The 18,197-nt window shown below is 72.7% G+C and carries 14 protein-coding genes; 8 read left to right on the top strand and 6 right to left on the bottom strand.

The genetic code is table 11. The features are described from left to right. Nucleotides 1-59: 59 nt before the first annotated feature. Nucleotides 60-1,406 (bottom strand): MFS transporter, encoded by a 1,347-nt coding sequence (locus BJ979_RS10760; RefSeq protein WP_179567738.1) that lies wholly within the window; start codon nt 1,404-1,406, stop codon nt 60-62. Nucleotides 1,407-1,492: 86 nt separating this feature from the next. On the opposite strand from BJ979_RS10760, the gene BJ979_RS10755 reads away from it, so the two are divergent. Beyond that, nucleotides 1,493-2,359 carry a LysR substrate-binding domain-containing protein gene (locus BJ979_RS10755; protein ID WP_179567736.1) on the top strand — a complete coding sequence of 289 codons (867 nt, stop codon included), beginning with the start codon at nt 1,493-1,495 and terminating at the stop codon, nt 2,357-2,359. Between the two features lie 66 nt (nt 2,360-2,425). On the opposite strand, the gene BJ979_RS10750 is transcribed toward BJ979_RS10755, so the two are convergent. Together BJ979_RS10750 and BJ979_RS10745 are read right to left on the bottom strand one after the other, a co-directional pair. Beyond that, nucleotides 2,426-5,698, bottom strand: a complete 3,273-nt coding sequence (locus tag BJ979_RS10750) for an ATP-dependent helicase (protein ID WP_179570250.1) — start codon at nt 5,696-5,698, stop codon at nt 2,426-2,428. Nucleotide 5,699: 1 nt separating this feature from the next. Then, nucleotides 5,700-8,807 (bottom strand): PD-(D/E)XK nuclease family protein, encoded by a 3,108-nt coding sequence (locus BJ979_RS10745; RefSeq protein ID WP_179567734.1) that lies wholly within the window; start codon nt 8,805-8,807, stop codon nt 5,700-5,702. 113 nt (nt 8,808-8,920) lie between these two features. Between BJ979_RS10745 and BJ979_RS10740 the strand changes: the two genes are divergently transcribed. After that, a complete protein-coding gene (locus BJ979_RS10740) occupies nt 8,921-9,142 on the top strand; it encodes a DUF3107 domain-containing protein (RefSeq protein WP_141163217.1) in 222 nt (73 codons plus the stop codon). A 25-nt stretch (nt 9,143-9,167) separates the two neighbouring features. Next, nucleotides 9,168-9,473, top strand: a complete 306-nt coding sequence (locus BJ979_RS10735) for a hypothetical protein (protein ID WP_179567732.1) — start codon at nt 9,168-9,170, stop codon at nt 9,471-9,473. A gap of 172 nt (nt 9,474-9,645) precedes the next feature. On the opposite strand, the gene BJ979_RS10730 is transcribed toward BJ979_RS10735, so the two are convergent. Next, entirely contained in the window at nt 9,646-10,356 is a 711-nt protein-coding gene (locus BJ979_RS10730) for a ferritin-like fold-containing protein (RefSeq protein ID WP_343046668.1), read from the bottom strand. A 126-nt stretch (nt 10,357-10,482) separates the two neighbouring features. Here BJ979_RS10730 and BJ979_RS10725 point away from each other — a divergent pair, with 126 nt between their 5' ends. Beyond that, complete coding sequence (locus BJ979_RS10725; RefSeq protein WP_179567731.1) at nt 10,483-11,961, top strand: DEAD/DEAH box helicase; 1,479 nt, start codon at nt 10,483-10,485, stop codon at nt 11,959-11,961. 111 nt (nt 11,962-12,072) lie between these two features. Here the strand turns inward: BJ979_RS10725 and BJ979_RS10720 are convergent, their stop codons facing one another. Next, entirely contained in the window at nt 12,073-12,951 is an 879-nt protein-coding gene (locus BJ979_RS10720) for a PHP domain-containing protein (protein ID WP_179567730.1), read from the bottom strand. A gap of 31 nt (nt 12,952-12,982) precedes the next feature. Between BJ979_RS10720 and BJ979_RS10715 the strand changes: the two genes are divergently transcribed. Then, a complete protein-coding gene (locus BJ979_RS10715; RefSeq protein WP_179567729.1) occupies nt 12,983-13,990 on the top strand; it encodes an endonuclease/exonuclease/phosphatase family protein in 1,008 nt (335 codons plus the stop codon). A gap of 20 nt (nt 13,991-14,010) precedes the next feature. Beyond that, nucleotides 14,011-15,561, top strand: coding sequence for an aminopeptidase P family protein (locus BJ979_RS10710; RefSeq protein ID WP_179567728.1), 1,551 nt, complete (start codon nt 14,011-14,013; stop codon nt 15,559-15,561). A 37-nt stretch (nt 15,562-15,598) separates the two neighbouring features. Here the strand turns inward: BJ979_RS10710 and BJ979_RS10705 are convergent, their stop codons facing one another. Beyond that, nucleotides 15,599-16,210 carry a general stress protein gene (locus BJ979_RS10705; protein WP_179567727.1) on the bottom strand — a complete coding sequence of 204 codons (612 nt, stop codon included), beginning with the start codon at nt 16,208-16,210 and terminating at the stop codon, nt 15,599-15,601. A gap of 132 nt (nt 16,211-16,342) precedes the next feature. Here BJ979_RS10705 and BJ979_RS10700 point away from each other — a divergent pair, with 132 nt between their 5' ends. Then, on the top strand, nt 16,343-17,665 hold the full coding sequence (locus BJ979_RS10700) for a magnesium transporter MgtE N-terminal domain-containing protein (protein ID WP_141163208.1): 1,323 nt from the start codon (nt 16,343-16,345) through the stop codon (nt 17,663-17,665). Beyond that, nucleotides 17,643-18,197 (top strand): DUF1003 domain-containing protein, encoded by a 555-nt coding sequence (locus BJ979_RS10695; RefSeq protein ID WP_179567726.1) that lies wholly within the window; start codon nt 17,643-17,645, stop codon nt 18,195-18,197. The genes BJ979_RS10700 and BJ979_RS10695 overlap by 23 nt, the downstream gene beginning before the upstream one ends.

Below are 18,197 nucleotides of genomic sequence, written 5' to 3'. Positions count from 1 at the left end.
CGCCCGGCTCGATCCGTTCTGGTGGTCGCGACGGGTCGTCGGAACTAGCCCCGCCCGTCTCAGGCGGCGCGCGGCGTGATCCGCACCGGGCGTCCTCGCCACGGCAGCGCGAAGACGAGCGCGAGACGTCCGCGGCGGGCGAGCACGATCGCGACCGTCAGCGCCGTCAGGGCCGGGACTCCCCCGGCCACGACGAAGGCGATCGTCGGGCCGAAGGTCTCGGCGATCGCGCCCATGATCACGCCGCCGAGCGCCTGACCGCCGACGACCGTCATCAGGTAGAACGACATGATGCGGCCGCGGATGGCGAGGTTCGTCGACAGCTGCGTGAGCGACTCCGCTCCGGTCGCGAAGGCGATGCGGGTCACGCCGATGCCGACGAGCGCGCCGAGGAACAGCGGGTACCAGGGTGCGAGGCCCGCGAACACGGTCACGACGCCGTAGCCGATCGCCGCGATCACGATCGCGCGCAGCCGCAGCGCCCGGCGCCGGGTGGAGAGGATCGCGCCCGCGAAGGCGCCGACGGCGGCCAGCGAGCTGTAGAGCCCGTAGCCGGCGGCGCCAGTATGATAGCCCTCGTTCGCGGCGGCGGTGAACAGCACCGGCAGGTTCATGCCGAAGATCGCGACCGAGGCCAGCACGATCAGGGGGAAGAGGATGGTCGGCTTGCTCACGAGGTAGCGCAGCGCCTCGCGGATCTGCCCGGGAGCCGACGGCGTGCGGGCGACGGCGAGCAGCTCGTGGCGGCGCATGAGCACGAGCGCGGTCACCGCGACCAGCGAGGTCGTCGCGTTGATCGCGATCGACCAGCCCGAGCCGACGACGACGATGAGCACCCCGCTGATCGCCGGGCCGAGCAGCCCGCCCAGGTGGAAGATCGTGGCGTTCATGCTGATCGCGTTGCGGAGCCGGTGGGTGCCGACCATCTCGGCCACGAACGCCGAGCGCGACGGCCCGTCGATGGCCATCGACGTGCCGGTGACGGCCGCGATCACGAAGACCTGCCAGGCCTGCACGACCCCGGTCAGCACGAGCGCGGCGAGCACGCCGTTCGCGACCGTGCCGACGCTCTGCGTGCAGATGAGGATCGTGTGCCGGCGGAACCGGTCGGAGATCACCCCCGACCACGGTCCGAGCAGCAGCGTCGGCGCGAACTGCAGGGTCACCGCGAGGCCGACGAGCGCGACGTTGCCGGTCAGCTCGAGCACCAGCCAGTCGATCGCGATGCGCGCCATCCACCCGCCCGTGTTCGCGAAGACCTGCCCGAGCAGGTAGAGCCGGTAGTTGTGCGCCCGCAGCGCGCTGACGGTGTCGCGCCAGCGCGGCCGCTGCTCGAGCACCGGGATGGGCTCGGTCACGGTCGGATCGACGTACGGCGCTGCGCTGCGGGCGGGTCGAGAGGTCACCCCCTCACACCATCACGGACAGCACCATTGAGCGACCCGATTGCGACTATTAGTCTCATTGCGTATCTCAATGAGAGGTGGATACGGTGTTCGATCCCCAGCTGCTGCGCTCCTTCACGGCGGTCGCCGAGACTCTGAGCTTCACCCGCGCCGCCGAGCGACTCGGTCTCAGCCAGCCGACCGTCAGCCAGCACGTGCAGCGGCTCGAGAGCGCCGCCGGCCGGGCTCTCGTGCAGCGCGACACGCGCCAGGTCGCACTCACCGACAACGGGCGGGCGATGCTCGGTTTCGCCCGCGGCATCCTCGCCGCCCACGACGGCGCCGCCGCCTACTTCAGCGGCTCGGCGATGCGCGGTCGACTGCGCTTCGGCTCGGCCGACGATCTCGCGCAGACCGAGCTGCCCCGCATCCTCCGCCGCTTCCGCCGGGTGCACCCCCAGATCAACCTCGAGCTGACCGTCGCCCAGAGCGGCATGCTCGCCCGCCGACTCGCGGCCGGTGCGCTCGACCTCGTCTTCGTCAAGCAGGAGAGCGGCGCCGCCGAAGGGCGGCTCGTGCGCCGGGAACGGCTGGTCTGGGTCGCGCACCGCGACCTCGAGATCGACCCGACCGCTCCCCTGCCGCTCGTCGCGTACCAGGCGCCGAGCCTCTCGCGCTCCGTCGCGCTGCAGGCGCTCGAGGATGCCGGGCGCAGCTGGCGCATCACCTGCACCGTGCGCGAGATCAACGGCGTGCATGCCGCGCTGCGCGCCGGGCTCGGCGTGACCGTGCTGCCGCAGAACCTCGTGCCCGAGAACCTGCGCGACGTCACCGCGCAGCTCGGGCTGCCGCTGCTGCGCGAGATCGACTTCACCCTGCTCGACAACCCGCGGGCGCCGCGCGAGCCGGTCGAGGCGCTCGTCGCCGCGATCATCGGCACCGACGGACCGGCCGGGGCGCGCCACGACCGCTGAACCGGCGAGGTCGGCCGAGCAGGAGCTGGGCCGACCGCACGGCCGATCGCTCAGATGGCCGGTCGCTCAGGTGCTCGGCGCGATCCGCTCCATCGCCTCGGCCCAGCGCGCCGCGAGCGCGTCCTCGTCATCGATCCGCTCCGGGCGCAGCGTCTCGTCGTCGGCGACGAAGTAGAACGCCGCATCGATGTGCTCCGGATCGACGCCGCGCCAGCGCGCGTAGGCGAGGCGGTACAGCGCGAGCTGCAGCTGCTTCAGCTCCCGATCCGCGGCGTCGCGCGGCGCCTTGCCGGTCTTCCAGTCGACGATCTCGTAGCGGATCGCGTCCCCGTCGCCCTCGGCGTAGACGGCATCGATCTTGCACACCACGGTGCGACCGCCGAGCGGCAGATGGATCTCGCGCTCGACGTCGATCGGGCGCCGATCCGCCCACGGCGAAGCCTCGAAGGTCGCGCGCAGCTCGGCGAAACGCGCCGCGTCGACCGCGGTGAGATCCTCGCCCTCGATACCGCCGTCGAGCTCGCTGCCCAGCGCATCCAGGTCGTCGAAGCCGGCCATCGCCGAATCCGGGTCGCTGCGCTTCTCGACCCAGGCGTGGAACAGCGTGCCGAGCCGGGTCGCGCGATACGGCCGCTCGGGCATGGGGCGACGCAGTTCGGCGAGCACCCTGGCGGGATTCTCGACCCAGTCCTTGAAGCGCGAGGCGGGGATGCGCTCGGGCACCGTCACGGCGTCGGAGCCGCGCAGCCGCTGGCGGCGTTCCTCGAGCAGCAGCTCGACATCGCGCGACCAGCGGCCCGCGTCGGCGGGGTCTGCCGTGCGCACGAGCTCGGCGGCGGCCTCGACCCGCTGTCGACGGGAGCCGAGCGGATCACGCGGCCAGTCCGCCTTCTCGGGCTCGGCTACCAGCGGGTTCTCCTCCGACTCCGGCGCCTCGGGCAGTGCCGGCACGATGCCGTCGTCCGCCAGCTCGCGCAGGAACGCGCCGGGCCGCCGGGGTTTGGTCTGCGATGACCAGAACGATCCGCTCAGCAGCAGGTGACGGCGGGCCCGCGTGATCGCGACATAGGCGAGCCGACGATCCTCGAGCAGCTGCTGCTCACGCACCTCGCTCTTGAAGGCGCCGAAGAGATCGAGCACCTCCTTGCGCGTCGTCGCCTCGCGCCACCGGAAGTCGGGCAGCACCGAGGCATCGCCCCGGAACTCGTAGGGCAGCTCGCCGAACGCCACCCACGCGCCCGTATCGCGGGCGGCCGAGGGCATCTCGCCCTCCACGAGCCGCGGCACGGCCACGAGATCCCACTCGAGACCCTTCGATCCGTGGATCGTGACGATCTGCACGCAGCCGGGCTCGGGCGGGTCGGAGCGCGGCGAGAGCCGTTCGCGCGACTCGGCCTCGCGCAGCCAGCCGAGGAAGGCGCGCAGCGAGTTCTGCTGGCCCAGCTGCTGGAACCCGGCGAGGGCGTCGAAGAACGCCTCGAGCACGCGGCCGGATCCGGGTCGCGCGTCGTTCGCCTCCGCCTCGATATCGAGGTCGAGCTCCTGCAGCACGGTCGTGACGAGATCGTCGAGGTCGAAGCGCACGCGGCGTCGCAGTCGCGCGAAGGTCTCCCCTGCATCCCGCAGGCGCGCGAGGCCCTCCTCGCTGAAGCCGCGCACCGCGCCGTGATCCTCAGCCGAGGTCACCAGGAAGTCGAGGGCGTCGATCAGGGAGGCGCTGTCGTCATCGGCGACGCTCGCTCGCAGCTGCCGGGCGACCTCGTCATCGAGCGGCTTCTGCCGCAGGTCGCGCTTCTCGAGCCAGCGCGCCAGGTCGCGCAGTGCCGCGACGTCGGCCGTGCCGAGTCGCCAGCGCGATCCGAGCAGCAGCCGGATGAGCTCGGAGTTCGCGCCGGGATCGTCGACGACCGCGAGCGCCGCGACCAGATCGGCGACGAGCGGCTCGGCGAGAAGTCCGCCCACGCCGAGCACGTGGTATGGCACACCGGCACGACGGAATGCACTGAGGAACTGCTCGAGGGTGCCGCGCGAGCGCAGGATGAGCGCGGCCGACGGCGGCTGTGGATCGCCCGCGTCATCCGTGCCCCATTCGGCTGGGTCGGCGAGGCCGCCGCGGAACCAGGCGGCCACCTGATCAGCCTCCTCGACGACGGTCTCGGGATAGAGCAGCCGCACCGGATGGGCGTCGGCGCCGGGACGGGCGGTGAGCGCCGCGACCGACACCGGAGAGGTGAGCGCCAGCGGGCGGATGAGCCGGTTCGCGGCGTCGAGGATCCGCTCGCCATTGCGCCAGCTCGTCGTGAGCTCGAAGCGCGCATCCGATCCGAACCACGACCCGAACTGCCCGAGCCCGGCGGCGCTCGCCCCGCGCCAGCCGTAGATCGACTGGTTGGGATCGCCGACCGCCATGACCGGGTGCCGGGCGAAGAGCAGCGCGAGCAGCCGCGTCTGCACGACGCTCGTGTCCTGGTACTCGTCGAGGATCACGACCCGATAGCGGTCGCGCAGCTCGGTCACGACGTGCGGATTGCGCTCGACGATCCGGAGCGCGATCGCGACCTGGTCGCTGAACTCGATCGCGGCGCGGTCGCGCTTGGCCTGCTGCAGCTGCCGCGCCAGGCCGAGCAGCACCGGGAGCGCCGCGATGCGGTCGGTCATCGTGACCACGTCGGCGTAGGCGCCGCGACCGCCGGTCGGCAGGTCGGCGAGCGCACGGAAGTCCTCGGCCATCTGCTCGACCCGGTCGGCGTCGGCGACGTTCTCGGCGAGCTGGGAGGCGAGGCGCACGACGGCGGTGGCGAGCGCATCCACCGACTTCTCGGTGTCGGCGAGGCGCAGGTCGTCGCTGCGGGTCACGAGCTCGCGGGCGAGCAGCCAGGTGGCCGCCTCGCCGAGCAGCACGGCATCGCCGTCGTAGCCGACCAGCGGCGCGTTGTCGCGGAAGATCGCGCTCGCGAAGGAGTTGTAGGTCGACACGGTCGGGCTGTCGAGCAGCTCGGCGGCCGGGTCGTCGTCGCCGTCGCGCTCGGGCATCAGGTCGTTCTCGCGCAGCTGGGCGATCCGGTCGCGCATGCGGTGACCGAGCTCGCCGGCCGCCTTGCGGGTGAAGGTGAGGCCGAGGATCTGCGCCGGCGCGACGAGGCCGTTGGCGACGAGCCAGAGCACGCGGAACGCCATCGTCTCGGTCTTGCCGCTGCCGGCCCCGGCGACGACGAGGGCGGGGCCGAGCTCCGACTCGATCACGAGGGTCTGCTCGGGCGTCGGCGGATGGAGGCCGAGACGTTCGGCGATGCTGCGCGCCGAGATGCGGGTGGTGGTGCTCGTGGTGGTGTCGGTCATGTCAGTCACCGGTGACCTCTCCGGGCAGGTGCACGGCGCGCACGGCGCCGCCGTAGGCGAAGGCGTCGTCGATCAGCGTCGCCGGATAGTCGGGTCCCGCGATCGTCACCGCAGCACCACGGAGGGTCTCACGGAAGCTCTCGAGCTGATCGCCATCGAAGGGCTTCTGGTCACGCAGGGTGTACGGCGCATCCTTCGTCCCCTTCTTCGTGAAGAGCAGACGAGCGCCTCCGGGCGCGTGTCCGTCGGGCAGATCGGCGAGCGCTCCATCGGCGTAGGCGAGCTGGTAGGCCGACATCTGCGGATGCTCGGCCGCCTCCTTCGCAGCGAGCACGCTGCCGGTCTTGAGGTCGACGATGACGATGCGACCGTCGTGCGACTCGACGCGGTCGATCTTTCCGTTGACGCGGGCGGGCGGAACGTCGAAGCGGAAGGCGCCCTCCGAGCTCACGAGCACGACCCCCTGCGCCTCGACGGTGCGCAGGTAGGAGCCGAGCGCCTCGATCGCCCCCCGAGCCCGCCGCCTCTCGAGCTGCTCAGACCAGCTCGACTCGAACACGAGCTCGCCCCAGCGCTGCTCGAGCAGCCCCCAGAGCTCCTCGACCTCGGACCCGGTCGCGTGCTCGAGAGCGTGATGCACGAGCGACCCCACATTCGCGCTGAGGCTCGAGGAGCCGCCGGCCATGGTCTCGACGAACCATTCCATCGCCGAGCGGTCGAGGGTGCCGAGAGCGGAGGGCGACACCGGCACCCGCACCTCGGGGTCGCCGAGGTCGTACAGCTGCGCCGTGGTGCTCGCCTCGAGGGTCCCGTGCCACTGCGCGGGATCGGCCCCGGGCACCGCGTCGCCGACGAGCCGCGCCAGCGCGGCCGCCGCCGCGCGACGCTGCTCCGCGGTCGATCCGAGTTGAGTGACGGTGCGGCGCAGACGACCGGTCATGCCGCGCAGGTCGAGCGGCGGCGCATCCCCGTCGGGCTCGACCAGGCGATCGCCCGCCACCCGGGCGGCGAAGCCGTGGAAGGGGCTCGGGATCTCGTCCTCGCCCGCGACGGCGGCCACCACGACGCGGCGCCGGGCCCGGGAGACGGCGAGCGCGAACATGCGCAGCTCGTCGGCGAGCACCACACGGCGCTCATCGAGCACGGCTGCCGGCGCCGGGGCCGGCGCCGCGGCCTCCCTCGGCGGCGCGCCGGAGTCGAGCGCGGCGAGCAGATCTCCCGCGCGCAGCAGCGATCCGCGTGGCCGGAGGTTCGGCCACTGCCCCTCCTGCAGTCCGGCGACGATGACCGTGTCGACCTCGAGCCCGACCGCCCCGGAGGGCGTCGTGACGAGCACGGCCTCACCGACCGTGCGCGGCGCGAGCGTGTCCTCGGGGATGTCGGCGTCGAGCACCGAGGCGAGGAACGCCTCGGCCTCGCGGTCGGGCTCGCGCTCGACGAAGCGCCGCGCCGCCGCGAACAGCGCCACGACGCCGTCGAGCGCCCGGTTCGCCTCCTCGGCGGCGATGCCGCTGCCGAGCGCCGCGTCGCGCCAGCCGTCAGCGACCCCGCTGCGCTCCCAGGCCGTCCAGAGCAGCTCCTCGACCGTCGCGGCCGCCGCGTGCTGGGCGCGCAGCCGGGCGAGCAGGCGCGCCAGTCGCGCCGCTCGACGGCCGACCGCGTGATCGATCGTGGCGAAGCCGTTCTCGACGCCGAGGCCCTCCGCCAGCAGCCGCGGCCCCAGACGGGTGCCGCCGCCGGCGAGCTCCTCGGCGCGCAGCGCGGCGCGCAGACGGCGGAGGCCGATCGGGTCGAGGCCGCCGAACGGTCCGGTGAGGACACGCTCGGCCGTGAGCCCGTCGAGCTCGGTCCGTCCCGTTCCGACCGCGACGATGTCGAGCAGCGCCGCGGCGGCGGGGTCATCGCGCAGGGCGCGGCTGGCCGCCGTCGTGCGCGTCGGCACCTGGGCGAGCGCGAGGGCGCGCGAGATCGCGGGGATCGCGGCGCCCGAGCGCACGACGACGGCGAGCTGCGACCAGGCGACGCCGTCGAGCAGGTGCCGCTCGCGCAGCACGCGGGCGATCGTGCGGTGCTCGGCGGCCGGGCTGGGGGCCGCGATCGCGGAGATCGCCGCCGGGTCGTCGTCGCCGTCGGCCTCGGCCGAACGCTGAGTGCCCGCGCCGGCCGCTCCGATGCGTCCCGTCACCTCCGCGGTCAGCGCGCGCAGCAAGGGGCTCTGCCGGTGCACGTGGTCGAGACGAAGGGTGCGGGTCGGCACGCCCACCCGTGCGGGGAAGGCGGCCAGCGCGTCCGCCTCGCCGCCGCGGAACGCGTCGGTCGCCACATCCGGGTCGCCGAAGGCCACGATCGTGACGCCGCGCGCCGCGATCGCGCGCAGCAGGCGGATGGCGCCCTCGGTCGCCTGCTGCAGGTCGTCGACGACAACCAGACGCGTGCGGGCGAGCCGTTCGCCGGTGTGACCGTCGAGCACGGCGCTCTCGGCGTAGGCCATGAGCTCGGCGGGGTCGAGCGCGCTGCCGCCCACGGCCGAGACGACGCCGCGGTAGTCGTCGGCGAAGTCGGCGACCGCCGCCCACTCGGGCCGTGCGGTCGTGTGGGCGACCGAACGGAGGCGGGCGGTGTCGACCCCGTATTCCGTCAGGCGCATGAGCATCTCGCGCAGCTCGGTGCGGAAGACCGGGAGACGCCGCACCGCCGCCGAGAGATGATCGGGCCAGGAGCCTGACGCGCCGTCCTCGATCTCGCCGTGCAGCAGCTCGGCGATCAGCAGATCCTGCTCCGGCCCGGAGAGCAGCCGGGGTCGCGGAGCCCCCTCCGCAGCGGCGCGCGCGACCACCGCGTCGAAGGCCAGAGAGGGCAGGGTGCGCGCGAGCGGGCCTGCGGCGACGGCCCGGAGCCGACCGGCCAGCCGGTCGCGCAGCCGATTCGCGCCGGCGCGGTTCGCCGCGAGCGCGAGCACCTCGTCGGCGGAGAAGCCGTCGTGCTCGACCCGCCGGGCGACGAGCTCGACGAGCGTCGAGGTCTTGCCGGAACCGGGTGCTCCGATCACCACCGCGTTCGCGTCGGCGGGCAGGTCGAGCACGGCCAGCTGCGAGGTGTCGGGTTGCACGTCGGCCACGCTAGCGACGGGCTCCGACATGACATCTCACCCGCGCCGCGCGCCCGTTCTGCCCTGGGCGGAATCGAGAGCGCGCCGCGCCCGGCCCTCGCTAGCCTGACCCCGTGGACATTCGCATCGGCATCGCCAACTCCGCCCGTGAGATCTCGTTCGAGACCAGCCAGAACCCCGACGAGATCGAGAAGGCCGTCAGCACGGCCCTCGAGTCGGAGAAGTACCTCAAGCTGAGCGACGACCGCGGCCGCCTCTACATCGTGCCCGTCGCGAGCTTCTCCTACCTCGAGATCGGCGCCGAGGAGACCCGTCGCGTCGGCTTCGTCGCCTGAGCTCCGGTCGGCTAGGGTTCCGGCCATGGAGATGATCTACGCCACGGTGGTCGGACTCGGCATCGCGACGGTGCTGCGCTACCTGATCCCGGGGCGCCACTCCTACGGCATCCTGCTGCTGCCCGCGATCGGCGCCGCGTGGACGGCCGTCGCGTGGACCGCCCTGACCTGGGTCGGCTGGAAGCCCGACGAGCCGTGGATCTGGGTGATCTCGCTCGGCGGATCGGGCGTCATCGCCATCGTGCTCGCCCTGGTGCTGAACCGCGCGCGTCGCGGCATCGACGCCCAGCGCCTGCACCACCTCTCGGGCGGACGCACCTCGCGCGCCTGATCCGTCCAGAACGTCACGAAGCCCGCCGAGTCCGCTCGGCGGGCTTCGTCGTCTCCGGGTGACAGTGCGGAGGCCGGCTGACGATGCGGATGCCGGACGAGGTCCTGCGCGATCGCTCAGGCGGTCAGAGGCACAGGCGGTCAGGGGCACAGCCGGTCAGGGGCGGAGCCGCTCAGGCCGTCAGGCCGAGCGCATCCATCCGCCGCGTGTGCGCGGCCACGAGCTCGGTGAAGACCGGCTCGATGCGCTCCTCGCCCGGGCCCTCCGCGCCGACGCCGAGCGCCGAGCGTGCGACGAGCATGGTGTCGCCGACGAGGCGTCGACCCCGCATCGCCAGGCGCGAGCCGAGGCGCGGGTTCGCGTCGATGCCGGCGCGCAGCTCGTCGATCAGAACGTCCTCGCCGGCCTCGACGTCGAGCAGCGACTCGACCCGCCCGCGCAGCTCGGCGGGCAGGCCCGCGGCGAGGCTGAGGAAGAAGTCGGTGAGGAATCCGGCGGTGACGTAGCAGGTGGCGAGCGTCTCGAACCAGTCCTGCCCGAGAGTGCGCCGCTGGAAGTCGTCGATGTCGAGACGGTAGGGCTCCATCGCCTCGGCCGGGTCGACACCGCGCGCGACCAGCTCGGCGACGAGGCCGCGGTGCGCATCGAGGTGCGGCGCGGCGACGCGGGCGAGCGAGGTCTTCGCGACGGTCGAGGGCGCGGCCGAGATGGCGCGCGAGACGTCTTCGAAGAGCGCGAGCTGCAGATAGGCGGCGCGACCGAGATAGGCGTCGATCCCCGGGGTCAGATCCGCCAGCTCCACCCGGGCCGTCACGGTCGATCGAGGGCGGCCGACGAGCACCGCGGGGGTCGCGGGACGCCGCCGCCGGAACCAGTTCGCCACGCCCTCATCGTAGGGCAGGGCCGCACATCATCCGCTCTCGGCCTCGGCGCAGCCCCGCGCGGCTCGGCCGGAGAGGAAGCCCGACGCGGGTAGACTCAGCGGATCGACTTCCACGACAGGTGATCAGTGACCTTCTCCGATCTTGACATCGACCAGGACATCGTCGACGCACTCGCCGCCAAAGGCATCGTCGACCCGTTCCCGATCCAGACTCAGACCATCCCCCTCGGGCTCGCCGGCCAGGACATCATCGGCCAGGCGAAGACCGGAACCGGCAAGACCTTCGGCTTCGGCCTGCCGGTGATCCAGGCGCTCGGACTCGACCCCGAGCCCGGTGTGCAGGCTCTCGTCGTCGTGCCGACGCGCGAGCTGTGCGTCCAGGTCGCCGAAGACCTCGAGCTCGCCACCTCGAACCGCTCCACGAAGGTCGTCGCCATCTACGGCGGCAAGGCCTACGAGGGCCAGATCGAGCAGATCAAGGCGGGTGCGCAGATCGTCGTCGGCACGCCCGGTCGTCTGCTCGACCTCGCCGGCCAGCGCCTGCTGAGCCTCGCGAACGTCAAGGTGATGGTGCTCGACGAGGCCGACAAGATGCTCGACCTGGGCTTCCTGCCCGACGTCGAGAAGCTCTTCGCGCAGACGCCGCCGGCCCGCCACACGATGCTGTTCTCGGCCACCATGCCGGGGCCCGTCGTCACGCTGGCGCGCCGCTTCATGAACCGGCCGATCCACATCCGCGCGAGCGACCCCGACGAGGGCCAGCTGCAGGCGAACATCAAGCACCTCGTCTACCGGGCGCACAGCCTCGATAAGGACGAGGTCGTCGCCCGCATCCTGCAGGCCGAGGGCCGCGGCAAGACCGTCGTCTTCACCCGCACCAAGCGCGCGGCCTCGAAGCTCGTCGAAGAGCTCAACGATCGCGGCTTCAACGCCGCGGCCGTGCACGGCGACATGACGCAGGAGGCGCGCGAGCGCTCGATGGCGTCGTTCAAGGCCGGCAAGAAGGATGTGCTGATCGCCACCGACGTGGCGGCGCGCGGCATCGACGTCGACGACGTCACGCACGTGATCAACCACACGATCCCCGACGACGAGAAGACCTACCTGCACCGCGCCGGCCGCACCGGCCGCGCCGGCAAGACCGGCATCGCGGTGACCTTCGTCGACTGGGACGACCTGCACAAGTGGGCGCTCATCAACCGCGCCCTCGAGTTCGGGCAGCCGGAGCCGACCGAGACCTACTCGTCGTCGCCGCACCTCTTCACCGACCTGGACATCCCCGCCGGCTCGAAGGGCCGCCTCAAGCCGTCGCCGGCCGCTCCGCACGCGGAGAAGCCGCGCGCCGACCGCGACGCCGGTGAGCGCTCTGGTTCGTCGCGCTCGCGCAGCCGCGGAGGCCGCGGACGCGGTCGCGGCGAGGGATCCGGCAGCGGCTCGGCCGCGCCGGCCTCGACCGAGGGCGGCGCCGGCACGACCACGACCGAGGAGGCCCGCTCCGAGGGCGGCGGCACGCACGACGGCGCCGCCCCCGAGCGCCGTCGCCGCACGCGTCGTCGCCGTGGCGGGAGCGGGAGCGGCACGCCCACTCCCCCGCCCGCGAGCTGACTCGCAGCGCAGCGGACCTATCGAAGCCGCGTCCGACCTCCGGGTCGGGCGCGGCTTCGTCGCTCGCGGCGGCGAGGCGCGAGCCCCGAGCCCGAGCTCCAGCCCGTCGCGTCAGCCGACGAACGGCTCCGACCCGGTGCCGAGCTCGATGATGCGCGCGTACTGCTCCGGCGCGGTGCTGTTCTCGCCCAGCACGTTGGGCTTGCCGGCGCCGTGGTAGTCACTCGAGCCCGTGATGACGAGGTCGTACTCGGCCGCGCGCCGCGTCCACAGCTCACGCGCCTCGGGCGGGTTGTCGCGGTGATTCACCTCGACCCCCATCAGCCCGGCGTCGACAAGCGCGCGCACGCGGTCGCCGGCGAAGAGTTGCTCGGGCCCGCGGGCTCCGGGGTGCGCGATCACGGGAACGCCGCCGGCCTCAGCGATGAGGCGGATGCCCACGGTCGGCTCGGGCGCACGGTGCGGCCGGTAGTAGCCGCCGCGCCAGTGCAGGATGCTGCCGAAGGCGGCGCTGCGGTCGGGCACGAAGCCTTTCGCGACGAGCGCGTCGGCGATGTGCGGGCGACCGACGGTCGCCCCGGGCGCGGTCTGGGCGAGCACGTCATCCCAGTTCAGGTCGTAGTCCTTCGCGATGCGGGCGACCATCGACTCGGCGCGGTGCAGGCGCTCCTCGCGCGTGTGCTCGGCCTCGGCCAGCAGGGCCGGGTTCTCGGGGTCGATGAGGTAGCCGAGCACGTGCACGCTCGCGTAGTCGAGCTGGGTGCTGAGCTCCATGCCGGGGAGCACGGTCAGGCCGGTGCCGCGCGCGGTGTCGAAGGCCTCGGCCCAGCCCGCGGTCGAGTCGTGGTCGGTGATCGCCATGACGGCGAGCCCGGCTTCGACGCCGGCACGCACGAGCTCGCGCGGCGACTGCGTGCCGTCGGAGACGGTGCTGTGCGTGTGGAGGTCGATGAGCCCCTCGGCGGGGCGCTCGGCGGGGCCGGCGGGCATCCTCTCATCGTAGGTGTCTAGGCTCGCCGGCGTGTTCCGCCGTGTGCTCGCCGCCCTGCTGATCGTCGCGCTGGCGGCGGCGCTGCTGGTGGCGGGATGGCCCCAGCTCTTCGGTCTGCAGTGGCAGCTCGGAGTCGCACAGGTCGTGTCGCTGCGGGCGCTGGCGGGCGGGGTCGCCGCTGTCGTCGCGGTCGTGCTGCTGCTGATCGCGCTGGCGTCGCGCCGCGCGCGACGTCTCACCGCATCCCTCGCCGTGGCGCTCCTGCTCTTCACCGGCCTGTCGGCGGCGGTGCTGGCGACGCGCGGCTGGGGCTCCGAGCACTTCTCCGCCAAGGGCGAGCAGGGCGTGACCGTGCTCAGCTGGAACACCCTAGGCGACGCGCCCGGGGCCGAGAGGATCGCGCGCCTCGCCCTCGACGACGGCGCCGACATCGTGGTGCTGCCGGAGACGAGCGTCGAGCTCGCGCAGCAGATCGCCGATCGGATGGGCGCCGAGGGCCGCGCGATGGCGGTGCACAACATCACCTTCGACAAGATCGCGAAGGCACGCACGACCTCGCTGCTGATCAGCTCCGCGCTCGGGCGCTACCAGCCTGACACGAGCGCCGGGTCGACGCGCGTCATCCCGAGCGGGGTGTGGCGCCCGGTCGACGGCAGCGGTCCGGCCATCGTGGCCGCGCATCCCGTCGCCCCGGTGCCGGGCGAGATGCCGGCCTGGCGTGAGGGGATGGAGTGGCTCGCGGCGCGCTGCGCGGAGCCCGATCTGATCATGGCGGGCGATCTGAACAGCACGATCGACCACTGGACGGCGCTCGCGAAGTCGGGTGAGCTCGGCGACTGCCACGACGGCGCGAAGGCTATGGGCGACGCCGCGATCGGCAGCTGGCCGACCCGCATCCCGGCCGAGCTGGGCGCCCCGATCGACCATGTGCTCGCCGGCTCGGACTGGCGCTTCACCGGGTTCCGGGTGATCCGCGACCAGGACCACGCGGGCAGCGATCACCGCCCCGTGCTCGCCCAGCTGGAGCGCGCGCGCTGAGCCGGTGGGAGAATGGCCGCATGGCCGACAACACCCCCACCACCACCGGCACGACCTCGGCGACCGCGAAGCCGGCGACCCCGCCTCGCGCCACCCAGAACCGGTCGACGACGCCGGTCTCCGACGCCTTCGCCGCCTACATCTCCTCGAAGTGGGCCGACCGCGCCGAGACCCCGGTCACCCCCCGTGACGCGGCGAGCCACGCGGCCGTGCAGCGTCGTCGCGTGTCGGCACTGCACGTCGGCGAGCGTCTGATCATCCCGGCGGGCCCGGCCAAGGTGCGCTCGAACGACACCGACTACCCTTACCGCGCGCACTCCGCGTTCTCGCACCTGACCGGCTGGGGCAGCGACACCGTGCCCGGCAGCGTGCTGGTGCTCGAGCCGCGCGGCGAGGGCGACGAGGCCGGCCACGACGCGGTGCTCTACTTCCGCTCCCCCGCGGGCCGCGGAACCGACGAGTTCTACGCCAACCCCGACATCGGCGAGTTCTGGATCGGCGCGCGACCCTCGCTGGCCGCCGTCGCCGTCGAGCTCGGCGTCGCCACGCGCGACCTCGCCGAGCTGCCCGCGGTGATCGACGCGGTGGATGCGACGACTCGCCTCGTCCGCGGCGCCGACCGCGACCTGACCGACCAGATCGACGGCCGCCGTCTGCTGGCCGCCGAGGGCGCGGACGTCGCCGACTGGGCCGACGCGGTCGACGACGACGCGGATGCGGCGCTCGCCCGCGACCTGAGCGAGATCCGCCTGGTCAAGGACGCCTGGGAGATCGAGCAGCTCGGCGCCGCCGTCGACGCCACCAAGCAGGGCTTCGACGACGTCATCGCCGACCTGCCGCAGATCATCGCGCACCCGCGCGGCGAGCGCCTGGTCGAGGGCACCTTCAACCGCCGGGCCCGCGCCGACGGCAACGCGGTCGGCTACGACACGATCGCCGCGAGCGGGCCGCACGCCTGCATCCTGCACTGGACCCGCAACGACGGACCCGTCGTGCCCGGCGACCTCATCCTGCTCGATGCCGGAATCGAGCTCGACAGCCTCTACACGGCCGACATCACCCGCACCCTGCCGATCAGCGGCACCTTCTCCGACGTGCAGCGCCGCGTCTACGAGGCCGTGCTCGAGGCGGCGGATGCGGCGTTCGCGATCGTCAAGCCGGGCATCCGCTTCCGCGAGGTGCACGCCGCCGCGATGCAGGTCATCGCCGCGAAGACGGCCGAGTGGGGCCTGCTGCCCGGCAGCGCCGAGGACTCGCTTGCGCCCGAGAAGCAGTACCACCGTCGCTACATGGTGCACGGCACCTCGCACCACCTCGGACTCGACGTGCACGACTGCGCGCAGGCCCGCCGCGAGATGTACCTCGACGGCGTCGTCGAGCCGGGGATGGTCTTCACGATCGAGCCGGGGCTCTACTTCCAGCCCGACGACCTGACCGTGCCCGAGGAGCTGCGCGGCATCGGCGTGCGCATCGAAGACGACATCCTCGTGACCGAGGACGGCGCCGTGAACCTCTCGGCCGGCATCCCCCGCACCGCGGACGACGTGGAGGCCTGGCTGGCCGGACGCTGAGACGGAACCCGCCGCGCGGCCGTTCGACCGGCTTCGATCAGGCGCGCGGCGGGACCGGGTCGGCGGGCGGCGCGGGCTCGACGGGAGGCTCTCCCGCTCCCGGCGCATCGCTCGGCGGCGCGACCGGCGGCGTCGCGGGCTGCGGCGTCCACGTCGTGACTCCGACCGGGGCCTCGGCACCGAGGTCGTTGCGGGCCCGGTTGATGAGCTCGGGGTCGACGATGACCTGGTAGTTCGAAGCCAGCACGTTCGTCATCGAGGTGAAGTCCTTGCGACGTCGGCTGATCGCGTAGGTCGCGAGTCCGAAGAACATGCCGCCGGCGGCGCCGATCAGGATCGCGGCGAACAGCGGGGTCAGCGACGGTGAGCCGAAGAAGGTGAACAGCAGACCGACGAGCAGACCGAACCACAGTCCGCTGAGGGCGCCGCCCAGGGCGGCGCGGCCCCAGCTCATGCGCCCGGTCACGCGCTCGACGGTCTTGAGGTCGTTGCCGACGATCGACACCTTGTCGACGGGGAAGTCGCTCTTCGCCAGCCGGTCGACGACGTGCGCGGCCTCGAGGTAGGTCTCGTAGGTGCCGAGCACCTCGCCGCGGGGCAGGGTGGGGGCGGGGTTGCCGCGTCGGCCGAAGGCGCCGGGGGTGCTCATGGCGCCCATTGTCGCAAAGCTCGCCAGAACCCGCCTGAACGCCACCCGGATGAACTCCGAACGCCCGCCGATCACGCCGCGATCCGAGCCCGAGGCGGAGGGAGCGCGTCCCCCGGCGAGTAGGCTCGACGCGTGAGCGCCACGAGAGTCTTCGTCGCCCGACTGGCCGGGTGCTCCGTCTTCGACCCCGCCGGCGACAAGGTCGGCCGGGTGCGCGACGTGATCGTCGTCTACCGCGCGAGCGGCGCCCCGACGGTCGTCGGCCTCATCGTCGAGATCCCCGGCAAGCGCCGCGTCTTCCTCTCGATCGGCCGCGTCACCAGCATCGGCTCCGGGCAGATCATCACGACCGGGCTCATCAACCTGCGCCGTTTCGAGCAGCGCGGCGGCGAGGTGCGCGTGATCGCCGAGCTGCTGGGCCGCAAGGTCGTCTTCCGCGACGGCAGCGGCGAGGCGAGCATCGAGGATGTCGCGATCTCCGAGACCGGACCGGGCGAGTGGGAGGTCGAAGACCTCTTCCTGCGCCGCCCGCGCACGGGAGCCTCGCCGTTCGGCCGCGGCAAGACGACCTTCGCCCGCTGGGAGCGCGTCACCGAGAAGACCACCGCCGGCGAGCCGCAGTCGGCCGAGCAGCTCATCGCGACGTACACCGACCTTCTGCCCGCCGACCTCGCATCCACCCTGCTCGACCTTCCCGAGGAGCGCCGCCTCGAGGTCGCCGAGGAGCTGCCCGACGAGCGCCTCGCCGACGCGCTCGAGGAGATGCCCGAGACCGAGCAGGTCGAGCTCATCACCCACCTCGACGACGCCCGCGCCGCCGACGTGCTCGACCAGATGCAGCCCGACGACGCCGCCGACCTCATCGCGCAGCTGCCCGAGGCGAAGGGCGAGGCGCTGCTGCAGCTCATGCAGCCGGAGGAAGCGGAGGACGTGCGCTTCCTGCTCAACTACGCTCCCGAGACGGCGGGCGGCCTCATGACGACCGAGCCGATCATCGTCTCCTCCGACGCGACCGTCGCCGAGGGTCTCGCGCTCATCCGCCGCCACGAGCTCGCGCCGGCGCTCGGCGCCATGGTCTGCGTGACCCTGCCGCCCTACGAGCCGCCCACCGGCCGCTTCCTCGGCGTCGTGCACTTCCAGCGCATGCTGCGCTACCCGCCGCACGAACGGCTCGGCACCCTGCTCGATCCCAACCTCGAGCCGGTCTCCCCGGAGACGAGCGCGGCCGAGGTCTCGCGCATCCTGGCCAGCTACAACCTCGTGTCGCTGCCGGTCGTGGATGAAGCCCACCGACTCGTCGGGGTGGTGACCATCGATGACGTCCTCGACTATCTGCTGCCCGACGACTGGCGAAGTACCTCCGGCGACGCGGAACCCGAACCGGTTCCGCTGACCACCGGAACGATCCCCACGCGCGGAAGGAGGAACGGCGATGGCCCGCGACGAGCGCGATGACAGCAGACTGACCGAGCCCAAGGGCTCTCGGGCCGGGTTCCGCCCGCGCCGCGGCGAGAGCCGTGACCGCTTCGGGCGCTTCACCGAATGGGTCGCCCGCGCCATGGGCACGCCGTGGTTCCTCGTCGGCCTCTCGATGTTCTGCATCGTCTGGCTGATCTACAACGTGACGGCTCCCGAGTCGTGGCGCTTCGACTCCTCGGCGAACGGCTTCACGGCGCTCACGCTGATCCTCTCGTTGCAGGCCTCCTACGCGGCGCCGCTGATCCTGCTCGCGCAGAACCGTCAGGACGACCGCGACCGCGTGCAGATCGAGCAGGACCGTCAGCGCGCCGAGCGCAACCTCGCCGACACCGAGTACCTCGCCCGCGAGGTCGTCGCGCTGCGCCTCGCGATCAAGGACGTCGCGACGAAGGACTTCATCCGCGCGGAGCTGCGGTCGATCCTCGAGGAGCTGGATCGCGATCGCGAGGCCGAGCGCGCCCGCGAGCGCGAGGACGCCGCTGCGGCGGCCGCCGAGACCGACCGCTGA

The organism is Schumannella luteola, assembly GCF_013408685.1.
Taxonomy (GTDB): Bacteria; Actinomycetota; Actinomycetes; order Actinomycetales; family Microbacteriaceae; genus Schumannella; species Schumannella luteola.
Note: the sequence above shows the minus strand (reverse complement) of the source record. Positions and strands in the feature narration are given on the sequence as shown.

Bases quoted from the DNA above. Each gene is read 5' to 3' on its own strand.
- BJ979_RS10750 (WP_179570250.1), bottom strand. From the start codon at position 5,698: ATGACCGACACCACCACGAGCACCACCACCCGCATCTCGGCGCGCAGC.
- BJ979_RS10710 (WP_179567728.1), top strand. From the start codon at position 14,011: ATGGCCGACAACACCCCCACCACCACCGGCACGACCTCGGCGACCGCG.
- BJ979_RS10705 (WP_179567727.1), bottom strand. From the start codon at position 16,210: ATGAGCACCCCCGGCGCCTTCGGCCGACGCGGCAACCCCGCCCCCACC.
- BJ979_RS10695 (WP_179567726.1), top strand. From the start codon at position 17,643: ATGGCCCGCGACGAGCGCGATGACAGCAGACTGACCGAGCCCAAGGGC.
- BJ979_RS10735 (WP_179567732.1), top strand. From the start codon at position 9,168: ATGGAGATGATCTACGCCACGGTGGTCGGACTCGGCATCGCGACGGTG.
- BJ979_RS10720 (WP_179567730.1), bottom strand. From the start codon at position 12,951: ATGCCCGCCGGCCCCGCCGAGCGCCCCGCCGAGGGGCTCATCGACCTC.